Annotated in this window: 22 protein-coding genes and 1 pseudogene; 15 read left to right on the top strand and 8 right to left on the bottom strand. The window is 49.9% G+C overall.

The features are described 5' to 3' along the window. Positions 1 to 12 precede the first annotated feature (12 nt). The 10 genes from fliJ to rcsA all read left to right on the top strand — a co-directional run bounded on the left by fliJ (position 13) and on the right by rcsA (position 6,658). Positions 13 to 456 carry a flagellar export protein FliJ gene (gene fliJ / locus KXD89_RS08855; RefSeq protein ID WP_000807579.1) on the top strand — a complete coding sequence of 148 codons (444 nt, stop codon included), beginning with the start codon at positions 13 to 15 and terminating at the stop codon, positions 454 to 456. Next, positions 453 to 1,580, top strand: a complete 1,128-nt coding sequence (locus KXD89_RS08850; RefSeq protein ID WP_000620071.1) for a flagellar hook-length control protein FliK — start codon at positions 453 to 455, stop codon at positions 1,578 to 1,580. The genes fliJ and KXD89_RS08850 overlap by 4 nt, the downstream gene beginning before the upstream one ends. 104 nt (positions 1,581 to 1,684) lie before the next feature. Then, positions 1,685 to 2,149, top strand: a complete 465-nt coding sequence (fliL, locus tag KXD89_RS08845; protein WP_000133106.1) for a flagellar basal body-associated protein FliL — start codon at positions 1,685 to 1,687, stop codon at positions 2,147 to 2,149. A 4-nt stretch (positions 2,150 to 2,153) separates the two neighbouring features. Beyond that, positions 2,154 to 3,158, top strand: coding sequence for a flagellar motor switch protein FliM (gene fliM, locus KXD89_RS08840; RefSeq protein WP_001350520.1), 1,005 nt, complete (start codon positions 2,154 to 2,156; stop codon positions 3,156 to 3,158). Next, on the top strand, positions 3,155 to 3,568 hold the full coding sequence (gene fliN / locus KXD89_RS08835; RefSeq protein WP_001282101.1) for a flagellar motor switch protein FliN: 414 nt from the start codon (positions 3,155 to 3,157) through the stop codon (positions 3,566 to 3,568). The genes fliM and fliN overlap by 4 nt, the downstream gene beginning before the upstream one ends. Before the next feature lie 2 nt (positions 3,569 to 3,570). Then, complete coding sequence (gene fliO / locus KXD89_RS08830) at positions 3,571 to 3,936, top strand: flagellar biosynthetic protein FliO (RefSeq protein ID WP_001302429.1); 366 nt, start codon at positions 3,571 to 3,573, stop codon at positions 3,934 to 3,936. Next, positions 3,936 to 4,673, top strand: a complete 738-nt coding sequence (fliP, locus tag KXD89_RS08825) for a flagellar type III secretion system pore protein FliP (protein ID WP_001253441.1) — start codon at positions 3,936 to 3,938, stop codon at positions 4,671 to 4,673. The genes fliO and fliP overlap by 1 nt, the downstream gene beginning before the upstream one ends. Positions 4,674 to 4,682: 9 nt before the next feature. Next, positions 4,683 to 4,952, top strand: coding sequence for a flagellar biosynthesis protein FliQ (gene fliQ, locus KXD89_RS08820; protein ID WP_000187358.1), 270 nt, complete (start codon positions 4,683 to 4,685; stop codon positions 4,950 to 4,952). Between the two features lie 7 nt (positions 4,953 to 4,959). Further along, positions 4,960 to 5,745 carry a flagellar biosynthetic protein FliR gene (gene fliR, locus KXD89_RS08815; protein ID WP_000942319.1) on the top strand — a complete coding sequence of 262 codons (786 nt, stop codon included), beginning with the start codon at positions 4,960 to 4,962 and terminating at the stop codon, positions 5,743 to 5,745. Positions 5,746 to 6,034: 289 nt separating this feature from the next. Continuing rightward, on the top strand, positions 6,035 to 6,658 hold the full coding sequence (gene rcsA, locus KXD89_RS08810; protein WP_000104001.1) for a transcriptional regulator RcsA: 624 nt from the start codon (positions 6,035 to 6,037) through the stop codon (positions 6,656 to 6,658). Positions 6,659 to 6,701: 43 nt separating this feature from the next. On the opposite strand, the gene dsrB is transcribed toward rcsA, so the two are convergent. After that, the gene (gene dsrB / locus KXD89_RS08805; RefSeq protein ID WP_000867217.1) at positions 6,702 to 6,890 is read right to left on the bottom strand and encodes a protein DsrB; all 189 of its coding nucleotides are present in this window, start codon (positions 6,888 to 6,890) and stop codon (positions 6,702 to 6,704) included. A 162-nt stretch (positions 6,891 to 7,052) separates the two neighbouring features. Between dsrB and yodD the strand changes: the two genes are divergently transcribed. Both yodD and KXD89_RS08795 read left to right on the top strand, forming a co-directional pair. Further along, positions 7,053 to 7,280, top strand: a complete 228-nt coding sequence (yodD, locus tag KXD89_RS08800; protein ID WP_000844800.1) for a peroxide/acid resistance protein YodD — start codon at positions 7,053 to 7,055, stop codon at positions 7,278 to 7,280. A 297-nt stretch (positions 7,281 to 7,577) separates the two neighbouring features. Next, on the top strand, positions 7,578 to 8,393 hold the full coding sequence (locus KXD89_RS08795; protein WP_000491520.1) for a mannosyl-3-phosphoglycerate phosphatase-related protein: 816 nt from the start codon (positions 7,578 to 7,580) through the stop codon (positions 8,391 to 8,393). Here KXD89_RS08795 and dgcQ read toward each other — a convergent pair. The 3 genes from dgcQ to KXD89_RS08780 form a co-directional block, all read right to left on the bottom strand. Further along, positions 8,390 to 10,084 (bottom strand): cellulose biosynthesis regulator diguanylate cyclase DgcQ, encoded by a 1,695-nt coding sequence (gene dgcQ / locus KXD89_RS08790; RefSeq protein WP_001350521.1) that lies wholly within the window; start codon positions 10,082 to 10,084, stop codon positions 8,390 to 8,392. The genes KXD89_RS08795 and dgcQ overlap by 4 nt on opposite strands. Before the next feature lie 170 nt (positions 10,085 to 10,254). Further along, positions 10,255 to 10,437: a YodC family protein gene (locus tag KXD89_RS08785; RefSeq protein ID WP_000009307.1), complete on the bottom strand. Its 183-nt coding sequence runs from the start codon at positions 10,435 to 10,437 to the stop codon at positions 10,255 to 10,257. 78 nt (positions 10,438 to 10,515) lie between these two features. After that, positions 10,516 to 11,433, bottom strand: a complete 918-nt coding sequence (locus KXD89_RS08780; RefSeq protein WP_000922686.1) for a DUF808 domain-containing protein — start codon at positions 11,431 to 11,433, stop codon at positions 10,516 to 10,518. Between the two features lie 172 nt (positions 11,434 to 11,605). On the opposite strand from KXD89_RS08780, the gene yedA reads away from it, so the two are divergent. Continuing rightward, entirely contained in the window at positions 11,606 to 12,526 is a 921-nt protein-coding gene (yedA, locus tag KXD89_RS08775; protein ID WP_001212226.1) for a drug/metabolite exporter YedA, read from the top strand. Here the strand turns inward: yedA and vsr are convergent. The 4 genes from vsr to drpB all read right to left on the bottom strand — a co-directional run bounded on the left by vsr (position 12,515) and on the right by drpB (position 15,467). After that, positions 12,515 to 12,985 carry a VSPR family DNA mismatch endonuclease gene (gene vsr / locus KXD89_RS08770; RefSeq protein ID WP_000786005.1) on the bottom strand — a complete coding sequence of 157 codons (471 nt, stop codon included), beginning with the start codon at positions 12,983 to 12,985 and terminating at the stop codon, positions 12,515 to 12,517. The genes yedA and vsr overlap by 12 nt on opposite strands. Beyond that, on the bottom strand, positions 12,966 to 14,384 hold the full coding sequence (gene dcm, locus KXD89_RS08765; protein ID WP_001157239.1) for a DNA-cytosine methyltransferase: 1,419 nt from the start codon (positions 14,382 to 14,384) through the stop codon (positions 12,966 to 12,968). Before dcm ends, vsr begins: the two co-directional genes overlap by 20 nt. Before the next feature lie 66 nt (positions 14,385 to 14,450). Then, positions 14,451 to 15,146 carry a phosphohydrolase gene (locus tag KXD89_RS08760; RefSeq protein WP_000365562.1) on the bottom strand — a complete coding sequence of 232 codons (696 nt, stop codon included), beginning with the start codon at positions 15,144 to 15,146 and terminating at the stop codon, positions 14,451 to 14,453. A 39-nt stretch (positions 15,147 to 15,185) separates the two neighbouring features. After that, positions 15,186 to 15,467 carry a cell division protein DrpB gene (gene drpB / locus KXD89_RS08755; protein WP_001297704.1) on the bottom strand — a complete coding sequence of 94 codons (282 nt, stop codon included), beginning with the start codon at positions 15,465 to 15,467 and terminating at the stop codon, positions 15,186 to 15,188. Between the two features lie 650 nt (positions 15,468 to 16,117). On the opposite strand from drpB, the pseudogene ompC reads away from it, so the two are divergent. Together ompC and hchA are read left to right on the top strand one after the other, a co-directional pair. Next, a pseudogene (ompC, locus tag KXD89_RS08750) lies at positions 16,118 to 17,310 on the top strand (porin OmpC). Between the two features lie 591 nt (positions 17,311 to 17,901). Further along, entirely contained in the window at positions 17,902 to 18,753 is an 852-nt protein-coding gene (gene hchA, locus KXD89_RS08745; protein WP_000218212.1) for a glyoxalase III HchA, read from the top strand. Positions 18,754 to 18,780 lie beyond the last annotated feature (27 nt).

Raw genomic sequence — 18,780 nt, 5'->3', positions numbered from 1 at the left:
AGATAACGGCAGATGGCAGAACATGGTGCGCTGGCGACCCTGAAAGATCTGGCAGAAAAAGAGGTAGAGGATGCCGCGCGCCTGCTGGGTGAAATGCGTCGCGGATGTCAGCAGGCGGAAGAACAGCTCAAAATGCTGATTGATTATCAGAATGAATATCGCAATAACCTCAACAGCGATATGAGTGCCGGGATAACCAGCAACCGCTGGATCAACTATCAGCAGTTTATCCAGACGCTGGAAAAAGCCATTACTCAGCATCGCCAGCAACTTAATCAGTGGACGCAGAAAGTTGACATTGCCCTGAACAGTTGGCGAGAAAAAAAACAACGTTTGCAGGCCTGGCAGACACTGCAGGAACGGCAATCCACGGCGGCACTGCTTGCAGAAAACCGCCTCGATCAGAAAAAGATGGATGAGTTCGCCCAGCGCGCCGCCATGAGGAAACCTGAATGATTCGCTTAGCGCCCTTGATTACCGCCGACGTTGACACCACCACATTGCCTGGCGGCAAAGCCAGCGATGCTGCACAAGATTTTCTCGCGTTGTTGAGCGAAGCATTAGCAGGCGAGACAACTACCGACAAAGCGGCCCCCCAGTTGCTGGTGGCAACAGATAAGCCCACGACAAAAGGCGAGCCGCTGATCAGCGATATTGTTTCCGACGCGCAACAAGCTAATTTACTGATCCCTGTGGATGAAACACCGCCTGTCATCAACGACGAACAATCCACATCAACACCGTTAACCACCGCTCAGACGATGGCGTTGGCTGCGGTGGCTGACAAAAATACGACAAAAGACGAAAAAGCGGATGATCTGAATGAAGACGTCACCGCAAGCCTGAGCGCCCTTTTTGCGATGTTGCCGGGTTTTGACAATACGCCCAAAGTGACTGATGCGCCGTCAACCGTGTTACCGACAGAGAAACCAACGCTCTTCACAAAACTGACTTCTGAGCAACTCACAACAGCACAGCCTGATGACGCCCCCGGCACACCAGCTCAGCCATTAACACCGCTGGTAGCAGAAGCCCAGAGTAAAGCGGAAGTCATCAGCACACCTTCACCGGTGACCGCTGCCGCCAGCCCGCTAATCACTCCACACCAGACACAGCCACTGCCCACCGTCGCCGCACCTGTTTTGAGTGCACCGCTGGGTTCTCACGAATGGCAACAATCATTAAGCCAGCATATTTCGCTGTTCACCCGCCAGGGGCAACAAAGTGCAGAGTTGCGTCTGCACCCGCAGGATTTAGGTGAAGTGCAAATCTCCCTCAAAGTGGATGATAACCAGGCGCAAATCCAGATGGTTTCACCGCATCAGCATGTACGCGCCGCCCTGGAAGCAGCGCTGCCGGTACTGCGCACGCAGCTGGCCGAAAGTGGCATTCAGTTAGGGCAAAGCAACATCAGTGGCGAAAGCTTTAGTGGTCAGCAGCAGGCCGCTTCCCAGCAACAGCAAAGCCAACGCACAGCAAACCATGAACCTCTGGCGGGGGAAGACGACGATACGCTTCCGGTTCCCGTCTCTTTACAAGGGCGTGTAACAGGCAACAGCGGCGTTGATATTTTCGCCTAACGTCAGAGGTAGCACCGTAATCCGCGTCTTTTCCCCGCTTTGTTGCGCTCAAGACGCAGGATAATTAGCCGATAAGCAGTAGCGACACAGGAAGACCGCAACACATGACTGATTACGCGATAAGCAAGAAAAGCAAGCGATCGCTTTGGATCCCGATTCTGGTATTCATTACCCTCGCGGCCTGTGCCAGCGCAGGTTACAGCTACTGGCATTCGCATCAGGTTGCCGCTGACGACAAAGCGCAGCAACGCGTCGTGCCCTCACCGGTCTTCTACGCGCTGGATACCTTCACGGTCAATTTGGGCGATGCGGATCGCGTACTTTATATCGGCATAACCCTGCGCCTGAAAGATGAAGCTACCCGCTCGCGGCTGAGTGAGTATTTGCCGGAAGTCCGTAGTCGCTTGCTGTTACTGTTTTCGCGTCAGGATGCTGCCGTACTGGCGACAGAAGAAGGCAAGAAAAACCTGATTGCCGAGATTAAAACCACACTTTCCACCCCGCTTGTTGCCGGGCAACCGAAACAGGATGTCACCGACGTGCTGTATACCGCTTTTATTCTGCGATAACGACATGGGCGATAGTATTCTTTCTCAAGCTGAAATTGATGCGCTGTTGAATGGTGACAGCGAAGTCAAAGACGAACCGACAGCCAGTGTTAGCGGCGAAAGTGACATTCGTCCGTACGATCCGAATACCCAACGACGGGTTGTGCGCGAACGTTTGCAGGCGCTGGAAATCATTAATGAGCGCTTTGCCCGCCATTTTCGTATGGGGCTGTTCAACCTGCTGCGTCGTAGCCCGGATATAACCGTCGGGGCCATCCGCATTCAGCCGTACCATGAATTTGCCCGCAACCTGCCGGTGCCGACCAACCTGAACCTTATCCATCTGAAACCGCTGCGCGGCACTGGGCTGGTGGTGTTCTCACCGAGTCTGGTGTTTATCGCCGTGGATAACCTGTTTGGCGGCGATGGACGCTTCCCGACCAAAGTGGAAGGTCGCGAGTTTACCCATACCGAACAGCGCGTCATCAACCGCATGTTGAAACTGGCGCTTGAAGGCTATAGCGACGCCTGGAAGGCGATTAATCCGCTGGAAGTTGAGTACGTGCGTTCGGAAATGCAGGTGAAATTTACCAATATCACCACCTCGCCGAACGACATTGTGGTTAACACGCCGTTCCATGTGGAGATTGGCAACCTGACCGGCGAATTTAATATCTGCCTGCCATTCAGCATGATCGAGCCGCTACGGGAATTGTTGGTTAACCCGCCGCTGGAAAACTCGCGTAATGAAGATCAGAACTGGCGCGATAACCTGGTGCGCCAGGTGCAGCATTCACAGCTGGAGCTGGTCGCCAACTTTGCCGATATCTCGCTACGCCTGTCGCAGATTTTAAAACTGAACCCCGGCGACGTCCTGCCGATAGAAAAACCCGATCGCATCATCGCCCATGTTGACGGCGTCCCGGTGCTGACCAGTCAGTATGGCACCCTCAACGGTCAGTATGCGTTACGGATAGAACATTTGATTAACCCGATTTTAAATTCTCTGAACGAGGAACAGCCCAAATGAGTGACATGAATAATCCGGCCGATGACAACAACGGCGCAATGGACGATCTGTGGGCTGAAGCGTTGAGCGAACAAAAATCAACCAGCAGCAAAAGCGCTGCCGAGACGGTGTTCCAGCAATTTGGCGGTGGTGATGTCAGCGGAACGTTGCAGGATATCGACCTGATTATGGATATTCCGGTCAAGCTGACCGTCGAGCTGGGCCGTACGCGGATGACCATCAAAGAGCTGTTGCGTCTGACGCAAGGGTCCGTCGTGGCGCTGGACGGTCTGGCGGGCGAACCACTGGATATTCTGATCAACGGTTATTTAATCGCCCAGGGCGAAGTGGTGGTCGTTGCCGATAAATATGGCGTGCGGATCACCGATATCATTACTCCGTCTGAGCGAATGCGCCGCCTGAGCCGTTAGTGATGAATAACCACGCTACTGTGCAATCTTCCGCGCCGGTTTCTGCTGCGCCACTGCTGCAGGTGAGCGGCGCACTCATCGCCATTATTGCCCTGATCCTCGCTGCTGCCTGGCTGGTAAAACGGTTGGGATTTGCCCCTAAACGCACTGGCGTTAACGGTCTGAAAATTAGCGCCAGTGCTTCACTGGGCGCGCGTGAAAGGGTTGTGGTGGTCGATGTGGAAGATGCACGGCTGGTGCTCGGCGTTACCGCAGGTCAAATCAATCTGCTGCATAAACTTCCCCCTTCTGCACCAACGGAAGAGATACCGCAGACCGATTTTCAGTCGGTCATGAAAAATTTGCTTAAGCGTAGCGGGAGATCCTGATGCGTCGTTTATTGTCTGTCGCACCTGTCCTTCTCTGGCTGATTACGCCCCTCGCCTTCGCGCAACTGCCGGGTATCACCAGCCAGCCGCTGCCTGGCGGTGGACAAAGCTGGTCGCTCCCGGTGCAGACGCTGGTGTTCATCACCTCGTTGACGTTTATTCCGGCAATTTTACTGATGATGACCAGTTTCACCCGCATCATCATTGTTTTTGGTTTATTGCGTAACGCGCTGGGAACACCCTCCGCGCCACCTAACCAGGTATTGCTGGGGCTGGCACTGTTTTTGACCTTTTTTATTATGTCACCGGTGATCGACAAAATTTATGTAGATGCGTACCAGCCATTCAGCGAAGAGAAAATATCAATGCAGGAGGCGCTGGAAAAAGGGGCGCAGCCGCTGCGTGAGTTTATGCTGCGTCAGACCCGTGAGGCAGATTTAGGGTTGTTTGCCAGACTGGCGAATACCGGCCCGTTGCAGGGACCTGAAGCCGTGCCGATGCGCATTTTGCTCCCGGCCTACGTGACCAGCGAGTTGAAAACCGCATTTCAGATAGGCTTCACGATTTTCATCCCTTTTTTGATTATCGACCTGGTGATAGCCAGCGTGTTGATGGCATTGGGGATGATGATGGTTCCCCCAGCCACCATTGCTCTGCCCTTTAAACTGATGCTGTTTGTACTGGTGGATGGCTGGCAATTGCTGGTCGGTTCGCTGGCGCAGAGCTTTTACAGCTAGAGAGGCAAAATGACACCTGAATCGGTCATGATGATGGGGACTGAAGCGATGAAAGTCGCGCTGGCACTGGCTGCCCCGCTATTGTTGGTAGCGTTGGTCACGGGCCTTATCATCAGTATTTTGCAGGCCGCCACGCAGATTAACGAAATGACGCTGTCGTTTATTCCGAAAATCATCGCCGTATTTATCGCCATTATTATTGCCGGACCGTGGATGCTCAATCTGTTGCTGGATTACGTCCGCACCTTGTTCACTAACCTGCCGTATATCATCGGGTAGCCGTACTATGTTGCAGGTGACAAGCGAACAATGGCTATCCTGGTTAAACCTGTACTTCTGGCCGTTACTGCGCGTGCTGGCGCTGATCTCCACCGCGCCGATTCTGAGCGAACGCAGCGTACCGAAACGGGTAAAACTGGGTCTGGCAATGATGATCACGTTCGCCATTGCCCCATCATTACCTGCCAACGATGTTCCTGTTTTTTCGTTCTTTGCTCTGTGGCTGGCCGTGCAGCAGATCCTGATCGGCATTGCGCTTGGTTTTACCATGCAATTTGCCTTTGCCGCTGTGCGAACCGCTGGCGAAATTATCGGTCTGCAAATGGGGCTGTCATTTGCGACGTTTGTCGATCCGGCCAGCCATCTTAATATGCCCGTTTTAGCGCGTATCATGGATATGCTGGCGTTACTGCTGTTCCTGACATTTAACGGTCATTTATGGTTGATTTCACTGCTGGTCGATACCTTTCACACCCTGCCGATTGGTGGCGAACCGTTGAACAGCAATGCGTTTCTGGCACTCACCAAAGCAGGGAGTTTGATTTTCCTTAACGGGCTGATGCTGGCGTTACCGCTCATTACTCTGCTGCTGACACTGAATCTGGCATTAGGTTTACTTAATCGTATGGCCCCGCAATTATCCATTTTTGTTATTGGATTTCCATTAACTCTGACTGTCGGCATCTCTTTAATGGCGGCATTAATGCCGTTAATTGCACCTTTTTGCGAACATTTATTCAGTGAAATTTTTAATTTGCTGGCTGATATTATTAGTGAATTGCCATTAATATAATTCCGTAACGTTTATCATGTTATCCTAAGGATTATCCGAAAAATAATACCTACGAACATCTTCCAGGATACTCCTGCAGCGAAATATTTGTTTTAAGCTCACTCACATATCGCAACATTTACTTTACTTTAAGACAATTCCAGGCAAATTATACAACACTTTACGGGATAGTAAGTCCGCCTGAAAAATCGCGAGAGTGGCGCATTAGGTGACCCATGTTGTTCCGTTTAGTCATGATGAAATATTCAGGTAAGGGGAATTATCGTTACGCATTGAGTGAGGGTATGCCATGTCAACGATTATTATGGATTTATGTAGTTACACCCGACTAGGTTTAACCGGGTATCTGTTGAGTAGAGGGGTTAAAAAAAGAGAAATCAACGACATTGAAACCGTTGATGACCTTGCCATAGCTTGTGATTCACAGCGCCCTTCAGTGGTGTTTATTAATGAGGACTGTTTCATCCACGATGCTTCTAACAGTCAGCGTATCAAGCTCATCATTAATCAACATCCCAATACGTTATTTATCGTTTTTATGGCAATTGCCAATGTTCATTTTGATGAATATCTATTGGTCAGAAAAAATTTATTGATCAGTTCTAAATCGATTAAACCGGAATCTCTCGACGATATCCTTGGCGATATTCTGAAAAAAGAGACAACGATAACCTCGTTTTTAAATATGCCGACGTTATCATTGAGCCGAACCGAATCGAGTATGTTGCGAATGTGGATGGCAGGTCAGGGAACCATTCAAATCTCTGACCAAATGAATATCAAAGCCAAGACCGTTTCATCGCATAAAGGTAATATTAAACGTAAGATCAAAACGCATAATAAACAGGTTATCTACCATGTCGTCCGACTGACGGATAATGTGACTAATGGTATTTTTGTCAACATGCGCTAACACATTCTGACTGGTGGTTTCCCACCAGTCAGGCTGAATAAGATTACTCTGCTTTCTCCACAAAGATACCGTCCTGATGCCCTGCTTCATTAAAGAACCAGATGCCGAGCGGGTAGTCTTCCAGCGAAACCAGGTACATTGTGCCTTCACTAAACTCCTCAACTGCCAGTACCACGCCAGGACGACGCGGACCGCCATCCGTTTTGACTGTTACCCGATCATTCACCTTCATCGTTTTCCTCCTGTGGCTTTGTGCCAGTGTAGAACAATTTCGTTTTTCTGGCAGCGCCAGGCGCGCGCGAGTGCTGATTTTCTCGACGGTCTATACTTAAGAGATGCCAGGCGGACTTAACGACTGGCGGCAACAACAGAGTAACGGTTGCGAGGAAAGATGATGAAAACCGCAAAAGAGTACAGCGATACCGCAAAACGTGAGGTCAGCGTCGATGTCGATGCCCTGCTGGCGGCGATCAATGAAATTAGCGAAAGCGAAGTTCATCGCAGCCAGAACGATTCTGAACACGTTAGCGTCGATGGACGTGAATATCATACATGGCGTGAATTGGCGGATGCCTTCGAACTGGATATTCATGACTTCAGCGTCTCTGAAGTGAATCGTTGAATGCACAATAAAAAAATCCCGACCCTGAGGGGGTCGGGATGAAACTTGCTTAAGCAAGAAGCACTTAAAAAATTCGTTACACCAGGAAATCTGATGTGTTCATCACCTTATCCGCAATTTTTTTCGCTGACAAGAAAATATTCGCCATATGAATGATTAACGCTACTTATGAATAGAAATGTGACGCACGTCACCCCTTGGTGGCTCTGGCGTCAGCGGGATCGCTCCCGAAAAAATCATCTTTGATAATTTGTGCGGTTTTGAGAATCATCCTGGTAAGAGGAGTACTGCGCGACTATGTTTTCAATTCAACAACCACTACTGGTTTTTAGCGATCTTGATGGCACCCTGCTGGACAGTCATAGTTATGACTGGCAACCGGCAGCCCCCTGGCTCACCCGTTTACGCGAAGCAAATGTTCCCGTCATTCTCTGTAGCAGTAAAACATCAGCGGAAATGCTGTACTTGCAAAAAACGTTGGGGCTACAAGGTTTACCGCTGATTGCCGAAAATGGCGCAGTGATCCAGCTTGCTGAGCAATGGCAGGAGATAGACGGTTTTCCACGCATCATCTCAGGTATTAGCCATGGCGAAATCAGCCTGGTTTTAAATACGCTACGCGAGAAAGAACATTTTAAATTCACGACTTTTGATGATGTCGACGATGCAACCATCGCCGAATGGACGGGATTAAGCCGTAGCCAGGCGGCGCTGACGCAGCTTCATGAGGCGTCGGTAACGCTAATCTGGCGCGACAGTGACGAGCGTATGGCACAATTTACCGCTCGTCTGAACGAACTGGGCTTACAGTTTATGCAGGGTGCGCGCTTCTGGCACGTACTGGATGCTTCTGCCGGAAAAGATCAGGCTGCCAACTGGATTATCGCGACCTATCAACAATTGTCAGGCAAACGCCCAACCACACTTGGCCTGGGCGATGGGCCAAACGATGCGCCCTTACTGGAGGTAATGGATTACGCGGTGATTGTGAAAGGGCTAAATCGTGAAGGGGTGCATCTGCATGATGAGGATCCGGCCCGCGTCTGGCGAACGCAGCGTGAAGGACCGGAAGGATGGCGTGAAGGGCTGGACCATTTTTTCTCCGCCCGTTAAGCGTTATCGCTCGCGAATACCCGATTACGCCCAGCCTGTTTAGCGAGATAAAGCCGACGGTCGGCCAGTGACTGGAGTTGTTCAAAATCATAATCACCGGTTTCCTCGCTGCTGCTTACCCCCAGCGAGGCACTGATGCGTATCGTCGTACTCTTGGCGATCAACATCTCTTTTTCATTTAATTTCAGTCGAATACGTTCTGCGACCTCCGCAGCCTCCGTCAGACTCGCGCCTGGCAGAATCACACAAAACTCCTCACCACCGACCCGCCCGGCAACGTCCTGCGCACGCAAGGAACTGCTAATTAATCCGGCAGCATGAGAAAGAACACGGTCGCCCGCCTGATGACCAAAGCGGTCATTAATCGCTTTAAAATGGTCAAGATCGACCTGAATGACAGAAAAAGGATGTTGGTGCGTCTGACACAATTTAGCGAGCGGACGGGCTTTTTCGAACAGTGCGCCACGGTTATATAAACGCGTTAAGGTGTCGTGCCACGCCTGCCACTGCAACGAGCTTTGCAGAACATACATGTTGCTAACCATCCGGCGAATCACATACCAGGAGATGAGTAACATGGTGGTAAAGAGCGCCCACAGCAGGGTTAATGCAATGCTGATACTGCCGAAATCGCCGCGCACGCCTTCGCTTAACGTATGGACACGCACCAGCACACCGTCGAAATGGTCCAGACGTTCCCAGCTAACATAGCGACTGTCCATACGAATGCCGCCCCGCGTGTCATGTTCCATTGCCTGCGCCAGCAAGGCCAGTTCACGAGGATCAAAAATATTCCCTGTTGGATGGTCAGGATTGGAAGAGGTCAAAAATCTCAGCTTACTGTCATAGAGCTGATACTCACCATCGAGGTTTTTATCGATGGCGTTTCTTAAAAATTGCTGCATAGTACGCACGGGAATACTCATCCCCAGCACGCCATACCAGTAGTTATTACTGTCTACCGGAACACTGACGGTAACCTGCGGTTCAGTATTGCTGGCGTGTTCCGGTTGCGAAGTGAACCAGCGTACCGCGCGGTGACGATTTTCTCGTTGTGAATGGCCAATAAACCAGGGTTGGGTGACATAGCCGTAATAACGCGTTGGAACATTGCGCGTAAACAAGGTCGGCTGCGTCGAAACGTAAAATCCGGCACGCGAGACATACATCGCCTGTTCAACCATCGACGAGGAGTTGTGCGCTAGTCGCAGCAAGTAACCAACTTCCAGTGCAGCGGTAATTTCATTGTCGAGGCTTTCATTTTCGCGAGACAGGAGATTCCCCTCGCTGACTAATGCATCCGACACACCATTAACTGGCAGAGTGCGTCGTCGGTTGAGTTCGATTTTCCAGGCGTGCTCGTCGCGATGCTGTTCGAACTCGGTTACAGCATCACGCAGAGAGGTGAAATCCAGTGGCGCTACGAGAGCTTCGCGCATGCCATTACGTAAAAAGATCAGTTTGTCGACGTTATACTGCAAATGCTTATCGAGCGCGTTGGCAACGTTTTCCAGATGATTACGCTGGCTGGAGATATAGGCATCTTCCAGCACCACCACTTCACGCCAGGTGAGCAAGGTGGAAAAAAGCAATACCACGATAAAGCAGAGATTAACGACATGACCAGGCCCCAGGCGGCGTGCGAGTTTTTTCAACCAGCTCTGGTTTTCCATTTTTGTCTCGTGCTGCACCCTGACGACTCCCAACCTGCTTTTTTATGATTCTGGCATAACCTGGCGATAGCGTACCGCAAAACAGCGATAATTTTATAATGGTGGCATGATAAGACGCGACTATCATTCATTGCAGGCATTAGCACACCAGGCCGGATGTGATCCGGCCTGATGTTAATGATACCCTTTCACACTTCTTCCGCAGAACGACTCCCCTCCCCCGGAACAAGCTCGGTTTCATGAAAAGCTTCCCGCTTGACCCCGTAACCGTCATACCAACGACACTCAACCATACCGCTGGAGTATCCAGTGACAATCATCCGCGGGCCGCCCTCTTTAACCGTAACTTCCTCACTAACCATAAAGCTCATACTCGCCTCCTTTTTTCGAGTGAAACTTGTTCACCTTAGTTGAAGATGGCGAATTTTGCATAATAGCCAGTGCGAGTATTAATGTGCCTGACCGCGCATTTTCTCTACGGCTTTCACTCCCAGCACCACGATGCCGCCGATGATAAATCCAAGAATCAGATTTAAAACAGTCGGTAATATCATCGCCACTACTGCACTTTGCTGCCCGGCGAAATGTTCAATGGCGTGATGCAGCGGCGCAATTCCATGTACCACAATCCCACCGCCGACGAGGAACATCGCCAGCGTGCCGACAATCGATAACGCTTTCATCAGCCAGGGCGCGATAATCAATAACCCTTTACCTAATGCCTGCATCAGCGCGCTGGATTTTTCCGCCAGCCAATACCCCAGGTCATCAATCTTAACGATAACCCCTACCAGACCGTAGACGCCCACGGTCACTACCAGCGCGATGCCTGAAAGCACCAGCACCTGATTAAGCAACGGCGCTTCGGCCACAATCCCCAGCGTGATGGCGACGATTTCCGCAGACAATATAAAATCGGTACGAATCGCCCCTTTTATTTTGTCCTTTTCAAACTTCAGCGGATCCTGCGCCGCCAGCTTCTCCAGACGCTGCTGGCTCTGCGCCGGATCTTCTTTATGTTTACGCGCCTCCAGCATATGCAGCACTTTCTCTACTCCTTCAAAGCAGAGAAACGCGCCACCAATCATCAACAGAGGCGTAATCGCCCACGGGATAAACGCACTGATGATCAGCGCCAGCGGCACCAGAATCACTTTATTAATCAGCGATCCTTTCGCCACGCCCCAGACCACGGGAAGTTCCCGGTTGGCCCGCACGCCTGAAACTTGTTGCGCATTGAGCGATAAGTCATCCCCTAATACACCGGCGGTTTTCTTCGCCGCCAGTTTGCCCATCACGGAGATATCGTCCAGTAGTGTGGCGATATCATCGAGCAACGTCAGTAAACTACTCCCGGCCAAAAGCATTCCCTCTCATTTTTATTGTTGAAGGGTGTAAGTATGAAGCAAAAACGGCAGCTCTGATACTTGCTTCACAGGTCAACATTTTTTTAACAATCAAGTGCAATTATATCTCTCGCCAGCAGAATGATTTTCACGTTTACTATGAACCACCTTTTTATTTCCACCGTGAGGGATTATGCGTTTCCGCCAGTTGTTACCGCTTTTTGGCGCGCTGTTTGCGTTGTATATCATTTGGGGCTCAACCTATTTTGTCATTCGGATTGGCGTGGAAAGCTGGCCTCCGTTAATGATGGCGGGCGTTCGATTCCTGGCAGCCGGTATTTTATTGCTGGCATTTTTGCTACTGCGCGGACACAAACTCCCCCCGCTACGTCCGCTGCTCAATGCCGCGCTGATTGGCCTGTTATTGCTGGCTGTCGGTAATGGCATGGTGACGGTTGCCGAACATCAAAATGTTCCTTCCGGCATCGCCGCCGTAGTGGTTGCAACCGTGCCCCTCTTTACCCTGTGCTTCAGCCGCCTGTTTGGCATTAAAACGCGCAAACTGGAATGGGTGGGTATTGCCATTGGGCTTGCCGGAATCATCATGCTCAATAGCGGTGGAAATTTAAGCGGCAATCCGTGGGGCGCGATTCTGATTTTAATCGGCTCGATTAGCTGGGCGTTTGGCTCAGTTTATGGCTCGCGCATTACCTTACCTGTAGGGATGATGGCGGGTGCGATTGAGATGCTGGCGGCAGGCGTGGTGTTAATGATCGCGTCGATGATTGCGGGTGAAAAACTGACGGCGCTCCCTTCCCTTTCAGGCTTCCTTGCGGTCGGCTATCTGGCGCTGTTTGGTTCGATTATCGCCATCAACGCTTATATGTATTTAATCCGTAATGTCAGTCCGGCTCTCGCCACCAGCTACGCTTACGTTAACCCGGTGGTCGCGGTCTTGCTGGGTACGGGACTGGGTGGAGAAACACTGTCGAAGATTGAATGGCTGGCGCTCGGCGTAATTGTCTTCGCGGTGGTACTGGTCACGTTGGGAAAATATCTCTTCCCGGCAAAACCCGTAGTTGCGCCAGTTATTCAGGACGCATCAAGCGAGTAAATGAATCCCCTGCGTGTCGATCTGCGCGCTGGCACCTTCGCCGCAGATCCACTCTTCCAGACGCTCGGTAAGCGCTTCATCCGTCAGCTTCTCGCGCCCACGTAACGCGCACTCCCAGACAATCAATACGCGCCAGCCGAGTTCCTGCAAGCGACTGATATCGCGGCGATCGCGCTCAACATTTTTACCTATCTTCTCCAGCCAGAACTCGGTTCGAGTCGCAGGCACTTTAAACAGATAGCAGTGATGATGATGCCAGAAGCAGCCATGGGTAAATATCACGCAGCGATATTCATCAACGACAAAATCCGGACGTCCGGGCAGACTGGCGTCCTGAACGCGAAATGCCAGGCCCTGCCCGGTTAACAGACTGGCGAGGCGCTTCTCTATCGCCGTATCACGCGTGGCAATCGCGCGCATATTTTTGCTGCGAGTGGCCTTATCGTGAACGTCGGCCATGTTGTGCCTCTTGCTGACGCAACGCCACCGCCTGTTTGATTTTTGGCTCAAGCAGTTTTGCCACCGCGGCAAAGACCGGCACGACCACCGAGTTACCGAACTGGCGATAGGCCTGAGTGTCCGAAACCGGAATACGGAATTTCGCTTCTCCCGGCGCTTCAAAACCCATTAAGCGCGCGCATTCCCGAGGCGTTAACCGACGTGGACGATGTTGCTGATTCAGCGGATCGTCAAAGTCTTTCTCACCCGTGGCCATATCCCAGCCGCGATCGATTAAAATTTCCGCGCCATCTTTGTAATAACGCGCAGACAGCGTACGCGTGACGCTTTGCGGATTGTTCGGATAAACCATTCCATAACCGAAGCCGTTACCGCGCGCCTGATGTTTTTTCGCATATCGATAGAGGTACTTCCACAGCACCGGCGTCAGGATATATTTCGCCTCGACCATCGGGTCCAACAGCTGCGCCAGCGTCACTCGCTGCGCAGGGAAACATTCGCTGATATCACGCAGGGTAAAATCGGCTTTCAGATTCAGATCGCGACGAAAACCCACCAGCACGATGCGTTCACGGTGCTGCGGCAGAAAATGTTTGCCGTCGATGATTTTCGGATCGTCTGGCCCATTATCTTCTGCATCAGCCACGTCATAGCCCAGTTCGTCCAGCGTCTGCATGATGATGCGGAACGTTTTACCCTGGTCGTGACTTTTCAGGTTTTTGACGTTTTCGAGCACAAACATCGCCGGACGACGCGCGTCGATAATGCGTACCACATCAAAAAACAGCGTGCCCTGGGTATCGCAGGCAAAACCGTGCGCCCGCCCGAGCGAGTTCTTTTTCGATACGCCAGCCAGCGAAAATGGCTGACAAGGGAAACCGGCCAGTAAAACATCGTGTTCAGGAATGTGTTGACGAATATGTTCCGCCGCCGCCTCATCACTCACGCCTTCTTTATGGCTGAGGGTGATGTCGCGGATATCTTCATTAAAATGATGCGTCGCCGGATCGCAATAATGGTTGGCTTTATAAGTGCGTACCGCATGTTTGTTCCATTCGCTGGTAAACACGCACTGTCCGCCAATCGATTCAAAACCGCGACGGATGCCGCCAATTCCGGCGAATAGATCGATAAAGCGAAACGCATAATGCGGATGATGTGCCGGTGGTTTGGGTAATAACGTTTGCAGATGGGCGAACTCTTTCTCACTTAAACGGTGCCATGCCGAGTCATTCGCCAGCGCACGTTTTAAAATTGCCGCGCTCCAGTGATTCTCACCTACACCATTAAGCTGCGCCACCAACGTTTTAACATCATAAATTTGCAGCAGTTTCTCCAGCATTGCCTGTGCGGCATTCCCGGTGCTGTATGAATCGGTTACTGATATATTTTCCTGCATAGATTTCACCGGCCATCTGAGATGGCCGACAGGTTAACATAATTACAGCCATTTAGGGCCACGCGCTCAGCCAGCGGATGAAAACGCATCTATCACCTTGTGATCGACACCTTCATTCTCCCCCGCCAGTTCGGCACTGAGCTTCGCCATAAACTCGACTAAAAAATGCGCGTTGTGCTGCGCCAGCTGCTTGCCTCTTGCGGTTTGCATGGTTTGCGGTAGCTTCAGCAACTTAGTCTGGAAATGATCCAGCGCGTAGCGTTTATCATCAAGCGGGCGATGCTGTGCGAACGGATCTTCACCATCAAACAGCGCCACGCCCAATGCCCCTGAAACGGCAAACACGCGCGCCAGGCCAATCGCCCCCAGGGCTTCCAGCCGATCCGCATCCTGGACAATTTTAGCTTCCGTTGTTAAGGGGGCGATTTGCGCGCTGAAACTGTGAGCGGCAATGGCATGACAAACGGCCTCGATTTTCTCCGCCGGAAATTGCTCGAACTCTTCACGGAGCAGGCGACGCGTCTCTTCTGCCGCCAGGATTGAAGAACGCTGCCTTTGCGGATGATTTTTCGCCAGGCTCACAATATCGTGAAAATAACAGGCGGTTAAAATCACCAGCATATCGACATCGTCATCTGCCGCCAGCTTCTGTGCCGTAGCCCAGACGCGGCGAAAATGACACACGTCATGGGCCGCGTCCTGGTGCTGATGATGGTTTTTCAACCAGTTTTCGAACTGTGCCTGCCAGTGTTGTAAGTCCATACGCGCTCCGTTGCCAAAGAGTCGCCACCTTAGCAGTTTTTATTCATAGCGTCTGCTACGTGCGGGACGAGGTCGGGTGTACCAGGCAATGCTGCCTAACAATGCCCCGACCAGAGCCATAAATAAAAATCCGACCAGTGCCCCTAACCACTTTCCCGCGGTAGAGCCTAAATCGCTTTCAAATCCCGACACGGGGGCATCGGGAATCCGGCTCATCACCCAGATGTAACGCGCCATTGCCCAGACGAAATAGCCACACCATGTATAGAAAGCCCACAAAGCCAGTTTGCCGCCAGGGCTGCGAGAGAGTCTCTCTTCCATCTTTGTCGAACCGTATTCCATTTTGAGATAACCCGGAAAATTCAGACTTAGTACTATTATGTGATAAAAGTCACATTTTTCCACATTGGATGAGCCAGTCAAGACTCAATCATTTTTTGAACAAATAGATAAATTTTGCGCAACGGCAGTGAATACAGGAAAAATCGTTTTGAGCGATTTTATTTATCTTTGATATCGGCTTTATTAATTCATTTAATCAATATATTAGCACTGATTACAATTATACCTTTTTATTATTCTGTGTCATGATGCTTCCGTTATTAGCCTTTTATCGTCTTGTTTATATTTTTTGGGCCGGCATGATGCCGGCTTTTTTTTATGCCTTCATTAATGTGCGCCTGATCACACCAGCCGTTTGGCGCAACAATCATTGATACCCCCTATGTTTCCGCTCAACTCATAACATATTGATATACATTTATAATTTTCATGAATATTTATATTTAGAATTCATAATTATGAATTATATTAAATAGATTAGAAACATTTTGATATCTTTTAAATACATTTGTTACATGTAATCCTTAAAATAAAATGAACTTCATAGAATAGTATCCAAATGTGCTTTTTTTTGGATAACGGCACTTATTGATATATTCATGAAGATTATAATCACAAGGGAATACATAATGAAAAGAAAAGTTCTGGCAATGCTGGTCCCGGCGTTATTAGTTGCTGGCGCAGCAAATGCGGCTGAAGTCTATAATAAAGATGGTAATAAACTGGATTTGTACGGAAAAGTAGTGGGTCTGCACTACTTCTCTGATGATTCTGGCAGCGATGGCGACATGTCATATGCCCGTATCGGTTTCAAAGGTGAAACTCAGATCGCTGATCAATTCACTGGTTATGGTCAGTGGGAATTTAACATTGGCGCAAACGGTCCTGAAAGCGACAAGGGTAATACCGCAACGCGTCTGGCATTTGCAGGTTTAGGCTTTGGTCAGAATGGTACTTTCGACTATGGTCGTAACTACGGTGTCGTATATGACGTAGAAGCATGGACCGATATGCTGCCAGAATTTGGTGGCGATACCTATGCTGGCGCTGACAACTTCATGAACGGTCGTGCTAATGGTGTTGCAACCTACCGTAACAATGGCTTCTTTGGTTAGGTCGATGGCTTGAACTTTGCTTTGCAATATCAGGGTAATAATGAAAGTGGTGGACCATTCGGGCAGGAAGGTTCCGGTAGTGGTGATGGCCGTAGCCTTTCCAAAGAAAATGGTGATGGTTTCGGTATGTCAACATCCTACGACTTCGACTTCGGTTTAAGTCTGGGTGCTGCATATCAAACTCTGATCGTTCAGATCGTCAGGTTGGAGTTGGTTTAAATGATCGTAACCATAGCAACAGAAATGCTGGTGGTGAAACCGCTGAAGCATGGACTGTTGGTGCAAAATATGATGCTAATAATGTGTATTTAGCAGCTATGTACGCTGAAACTCGCAATATGACCCCATATGGTGGTGGCGAGTTTGATAATGGTGAATCAAGATCAGCCATCGCTAACAAAACCCAAAACTTTGAAGTTGTTGCTCAGTATCAGTTCGACTTTGGCCTGCGCCCGTCCATCGCTTACCTGCAATCTAAAGGTAAGGATTTAGGCGGTTGGGCTCATGACGGCAACGGCGACCCACGTTACACCAATAAAGATCTGGTTAAATACGTTGATATTGGTGCGACCTACTACTTCAACAAAAACATGTCCACCTATGTTGATTACAAAATCAACCTGCTGGACAACGACGATGACTTCTACGAAGCAAACGGCATCGCTACCGATGATATCGTTGCTGTGGGCTTAGTCTACCAGTTCTAATCAGTCAACTCGCTGCGGCGTGTTACTGTAAAACTGAACACTAGCCTGAGTTCGTCCCTCATCGAACTCAGGCTTTTTTATTGGCATTTCATCTCCATCTGCGGCACACGCAATTGCCGAAGCATATCGATACAGCACCTTACCCTGCCCCTCCTGGCACAATAACATCAACCAGCTACTCTTCAAGCTAACACCCAAATGCATTTCTTTATGAATTAATCCGTAACAAACACGCTTCCCATATAGAAATATTTGCAAAAATAGTGCATGAAATAAGCTTTTTCTCTACCAATCCGGGATATAAATATTCATCAGCACCACAATATTCCACAGCACTAAATCTCTCCCCGCCACCCCGTACCTCTGATAATGGTCTAAAATCATTGAAGCCACTTGCGACGACGTTGCTCAATAAGGAAAATTTGGCGTGAATAATATTCAACACCAGTGCAGCATCATCATTACATACTTACAGCCGCCGACTACCGCTTTCGATATATTGACTCAATTTTCCAGCCTGGTTAAAAATAGCGACCAGCTCAGTCGCAAATATAGTGACTACCCTAACTAAGCAACAATAAGGAATACACTATGACTGTTCAAACAAGTAAAAATCCGCAGGTCGATATTGCTGAAGATAATGCATTCTTCCCTTCAGAATATTCGCTTAGCCAATATACCAGTCCTGTCTCTGATCTTGATGGCGTGGACTATCCAAAACCTTATCGCGGTAAACATAAAATTCTGGTGATCGCCGCGGACGAACGTTATTTGCCGACCGATAACGGAAAACTGTTCTCGACCGGTAACCATCCGATTGAAACGTTGCTGCCGTTGTATCATCTCCATGCTGCAGGTTTCGAATTCGAAGTGGCGACCATTTCCGGTCTGATGACCAAGTTTGAATACTGGGCTATGCCGCACAAAGATGAAAAAGTAATGCCATTCTTTGAGCAGCATAAATCGTTGTTCCGCAATCCGAAGAAACTCGCGGATGTTGTTGCCAGCCTCAACGCTGATAGCGAATATGCAGCAATCTTTGTTCCTGGTGGTCATGGCGCACTTATTGGTTTACCTGAAAGCCAGGACGTGGCTGCCGCTTTACAGTGGGCAATCAAAAATGACCGTTTTGTTATCTCCCTTTGCCACGGCCCGGCGGCTTTTCTGGCGCTTCGCCACGGCGATAACCCACTGAATGGTTATTCCATTTGCGCATTCCCAGACGCCGCAGACAAACAAACGCCAGAGATTGGCTATATGCCGGGTCATCTCACCTGGTACTTCGGCGAAGAACTGAAGAAAATGGGCATGAATATCATTAATGACGACATCACCGGGCGAGTACATAAGGACCGTAAACTTCTCACCGGCGACAGTCCTTTTGCAGCGAATGCGTTGGGTAAACTGGCGGCGCAGGAAATGCTGGCAGCTTACGCGGGTTAATCCCTGTTACGTTTGAATGTAAGCGCA

Origin of the sequence: Escherichia sp. TC-EC600-tetX4 (assembly GCF_019356055.1) — a bacterium.
Taxonomy (GTDB): Bacteria; Pseudomonadota; Gammaproteobacteria; order Enterobacterales; family Enterobacteriaceae.
This window is presented reverse-complemented; position numbering and strand designations above follow the sequence as displayed.

What these genes read in the sequence shown, in the direction of transcription:
- fliJ (WP_000807579.1), top strand. Translation starts at nt 13, where the DNA reads ATGGCAGAACATGGTGCGCTGGCGACCCTGAAAGATCTGGCAGAAAAA.
- KXD89_RS08850 (WP_000620071.1), top strand. Translation starts at nt 453, where the DNA reads ATGATTCGCTTAGCGCCCTTGATTACCGCCGACGTTGACACCACCACA.
- fliL (WP_000133106.1), top strand. Translation starts at nt 1,685, where the DNA reads ATGACTGATTACGCGATAAGCAAGAAAAGCAAGCGATCGCTTTGGATC.
- fliM (WP_001350520.1), top strand. Translation starts at nt 2,154, where the DNA reads ATGGGCGATAGTATTCTTTCTCAAGCTGAAATTGATGCGCTGTTGAAT.
- fliN (WP_001282101.1), top strand. Translation starts at nt 3,155, where the DNA reads ATGAGTGACATGAATAATCCGGCCGATGACAACAACGGCGCAATGGAC.
- fliO (WP_001302429.1), top strand. Translation starts at nt 3,571, where the DNA reads ATGAATAACCACGCTACTGTGCAATCTTCCGCGCCGGTTTCTGCTGCG.
- fliP (WP_001253441.1), top strand. Translation starts at nt 3,936, where the DNA reads ATGCGTCGTTTATTGTCTGTCGCACCTGTCCTTCTCTGGCTGATTACG.
- fliQ (WP_000187358.1), top strand. Translation starts at nt 4,683, where the DNA reads ATGACACCTGAATCGGTCATGATGATGGGGACTGAAGCGATGAAAGTC.
- fliR (WP_000942319.1), top strand. Translation starts at nt 4,960, where the DNA reads ATGTTGCAGGTGACAAGCGAACAATGGCTATCCTGGTTAAACCTGTAC.
- rcsA (WP_000104001.1), top strand. Translation starts at nt 6,035, where the DNA reads ATGTCAACGATTATTATGGATTTATGTAGTTACACCCGACTAGGTTTA.
- dsrB (WP_000867217.1), bottom strand. Translation starts at nt 6,890, where the DNA reads ATGAAGGTGAATGATCGGGTAACAGTCAAAACGGATGGCGGTCCGCGT.
- yodD (WP_000844800.1), top strand. Translation starts at nt 7,053, where the DNA reads ATGAAAACCGCAAAAGAGTACAGCGATACCGCAAAACGTGAGGTCAGC.
- KXD89_RS08795 (WP_000491520.1), top strand. Translation starts at nt 7,578, where the DNA reads ATGTTTTCAATTCAACAACCACTACTGGTTTTTAGCGATCTTGATGGC.
- KXD89_RS08785 (WP_000009307.1), bottom strand. Translation starts at nt 10,437, where the DNA reads ATGAGCTTTATGGTTAGTGAGGAAGTTACGGTTAAAGAGGGCGGCCCG.
- KXD89_RS08780 (WP_000922686.1), bottom strand. Translation starts at nt 11,433, where the DNA reads ATGCTTTTGGCCGGGAGTAGTTTACTGACGTTGCTCGATGATATCGCC.
- yedA (WP_001212226.1), top strand. Translation starts at nt 11,606, where the DNA reads ATGCGTTTCCGCCAGTTGTTACCGCTTTTTGGCGCGCTGTTTGCGTTG.
- vsr (WP_000786005.1), bottom strand. Translation starts at nt 12,985, where the DNA reads ATGGCCGACGTTCACGATAAGGCCACTCGCAGCAAAAATATGCGCGCG.
- dcm (WP_001157239.1), bottom strand. Translation starts at nt 14,384, where the DNA reads ATGCAGGAAAATATATCAGTAACCGATTCATACAGCACCGGGAATGCC.
- KXD89_RS08760 (WP_000365562.1), bottom strand. Translation starts at nt 15,146, where the DNA reads ATGGACTTACAACACTGGCAGGCACAGTTCGAAAACTGGTTGAAAAAC.
- drpB (WP_001297704.1), bottom strand. Translation starts at nt 15,467, where the DNA reads ATGGAAGAGAGACTCTCTCGCAGCCCTGGCGGCAAACTGGCTTTGTGG.
- hchA (WP_000218212.1), top strand. Translation starts at nt 17,902, where the DNA reads ATGACTGTTCAAACAAGTAAAAATCCGCAGGTCGATATTGCTGAAGAT.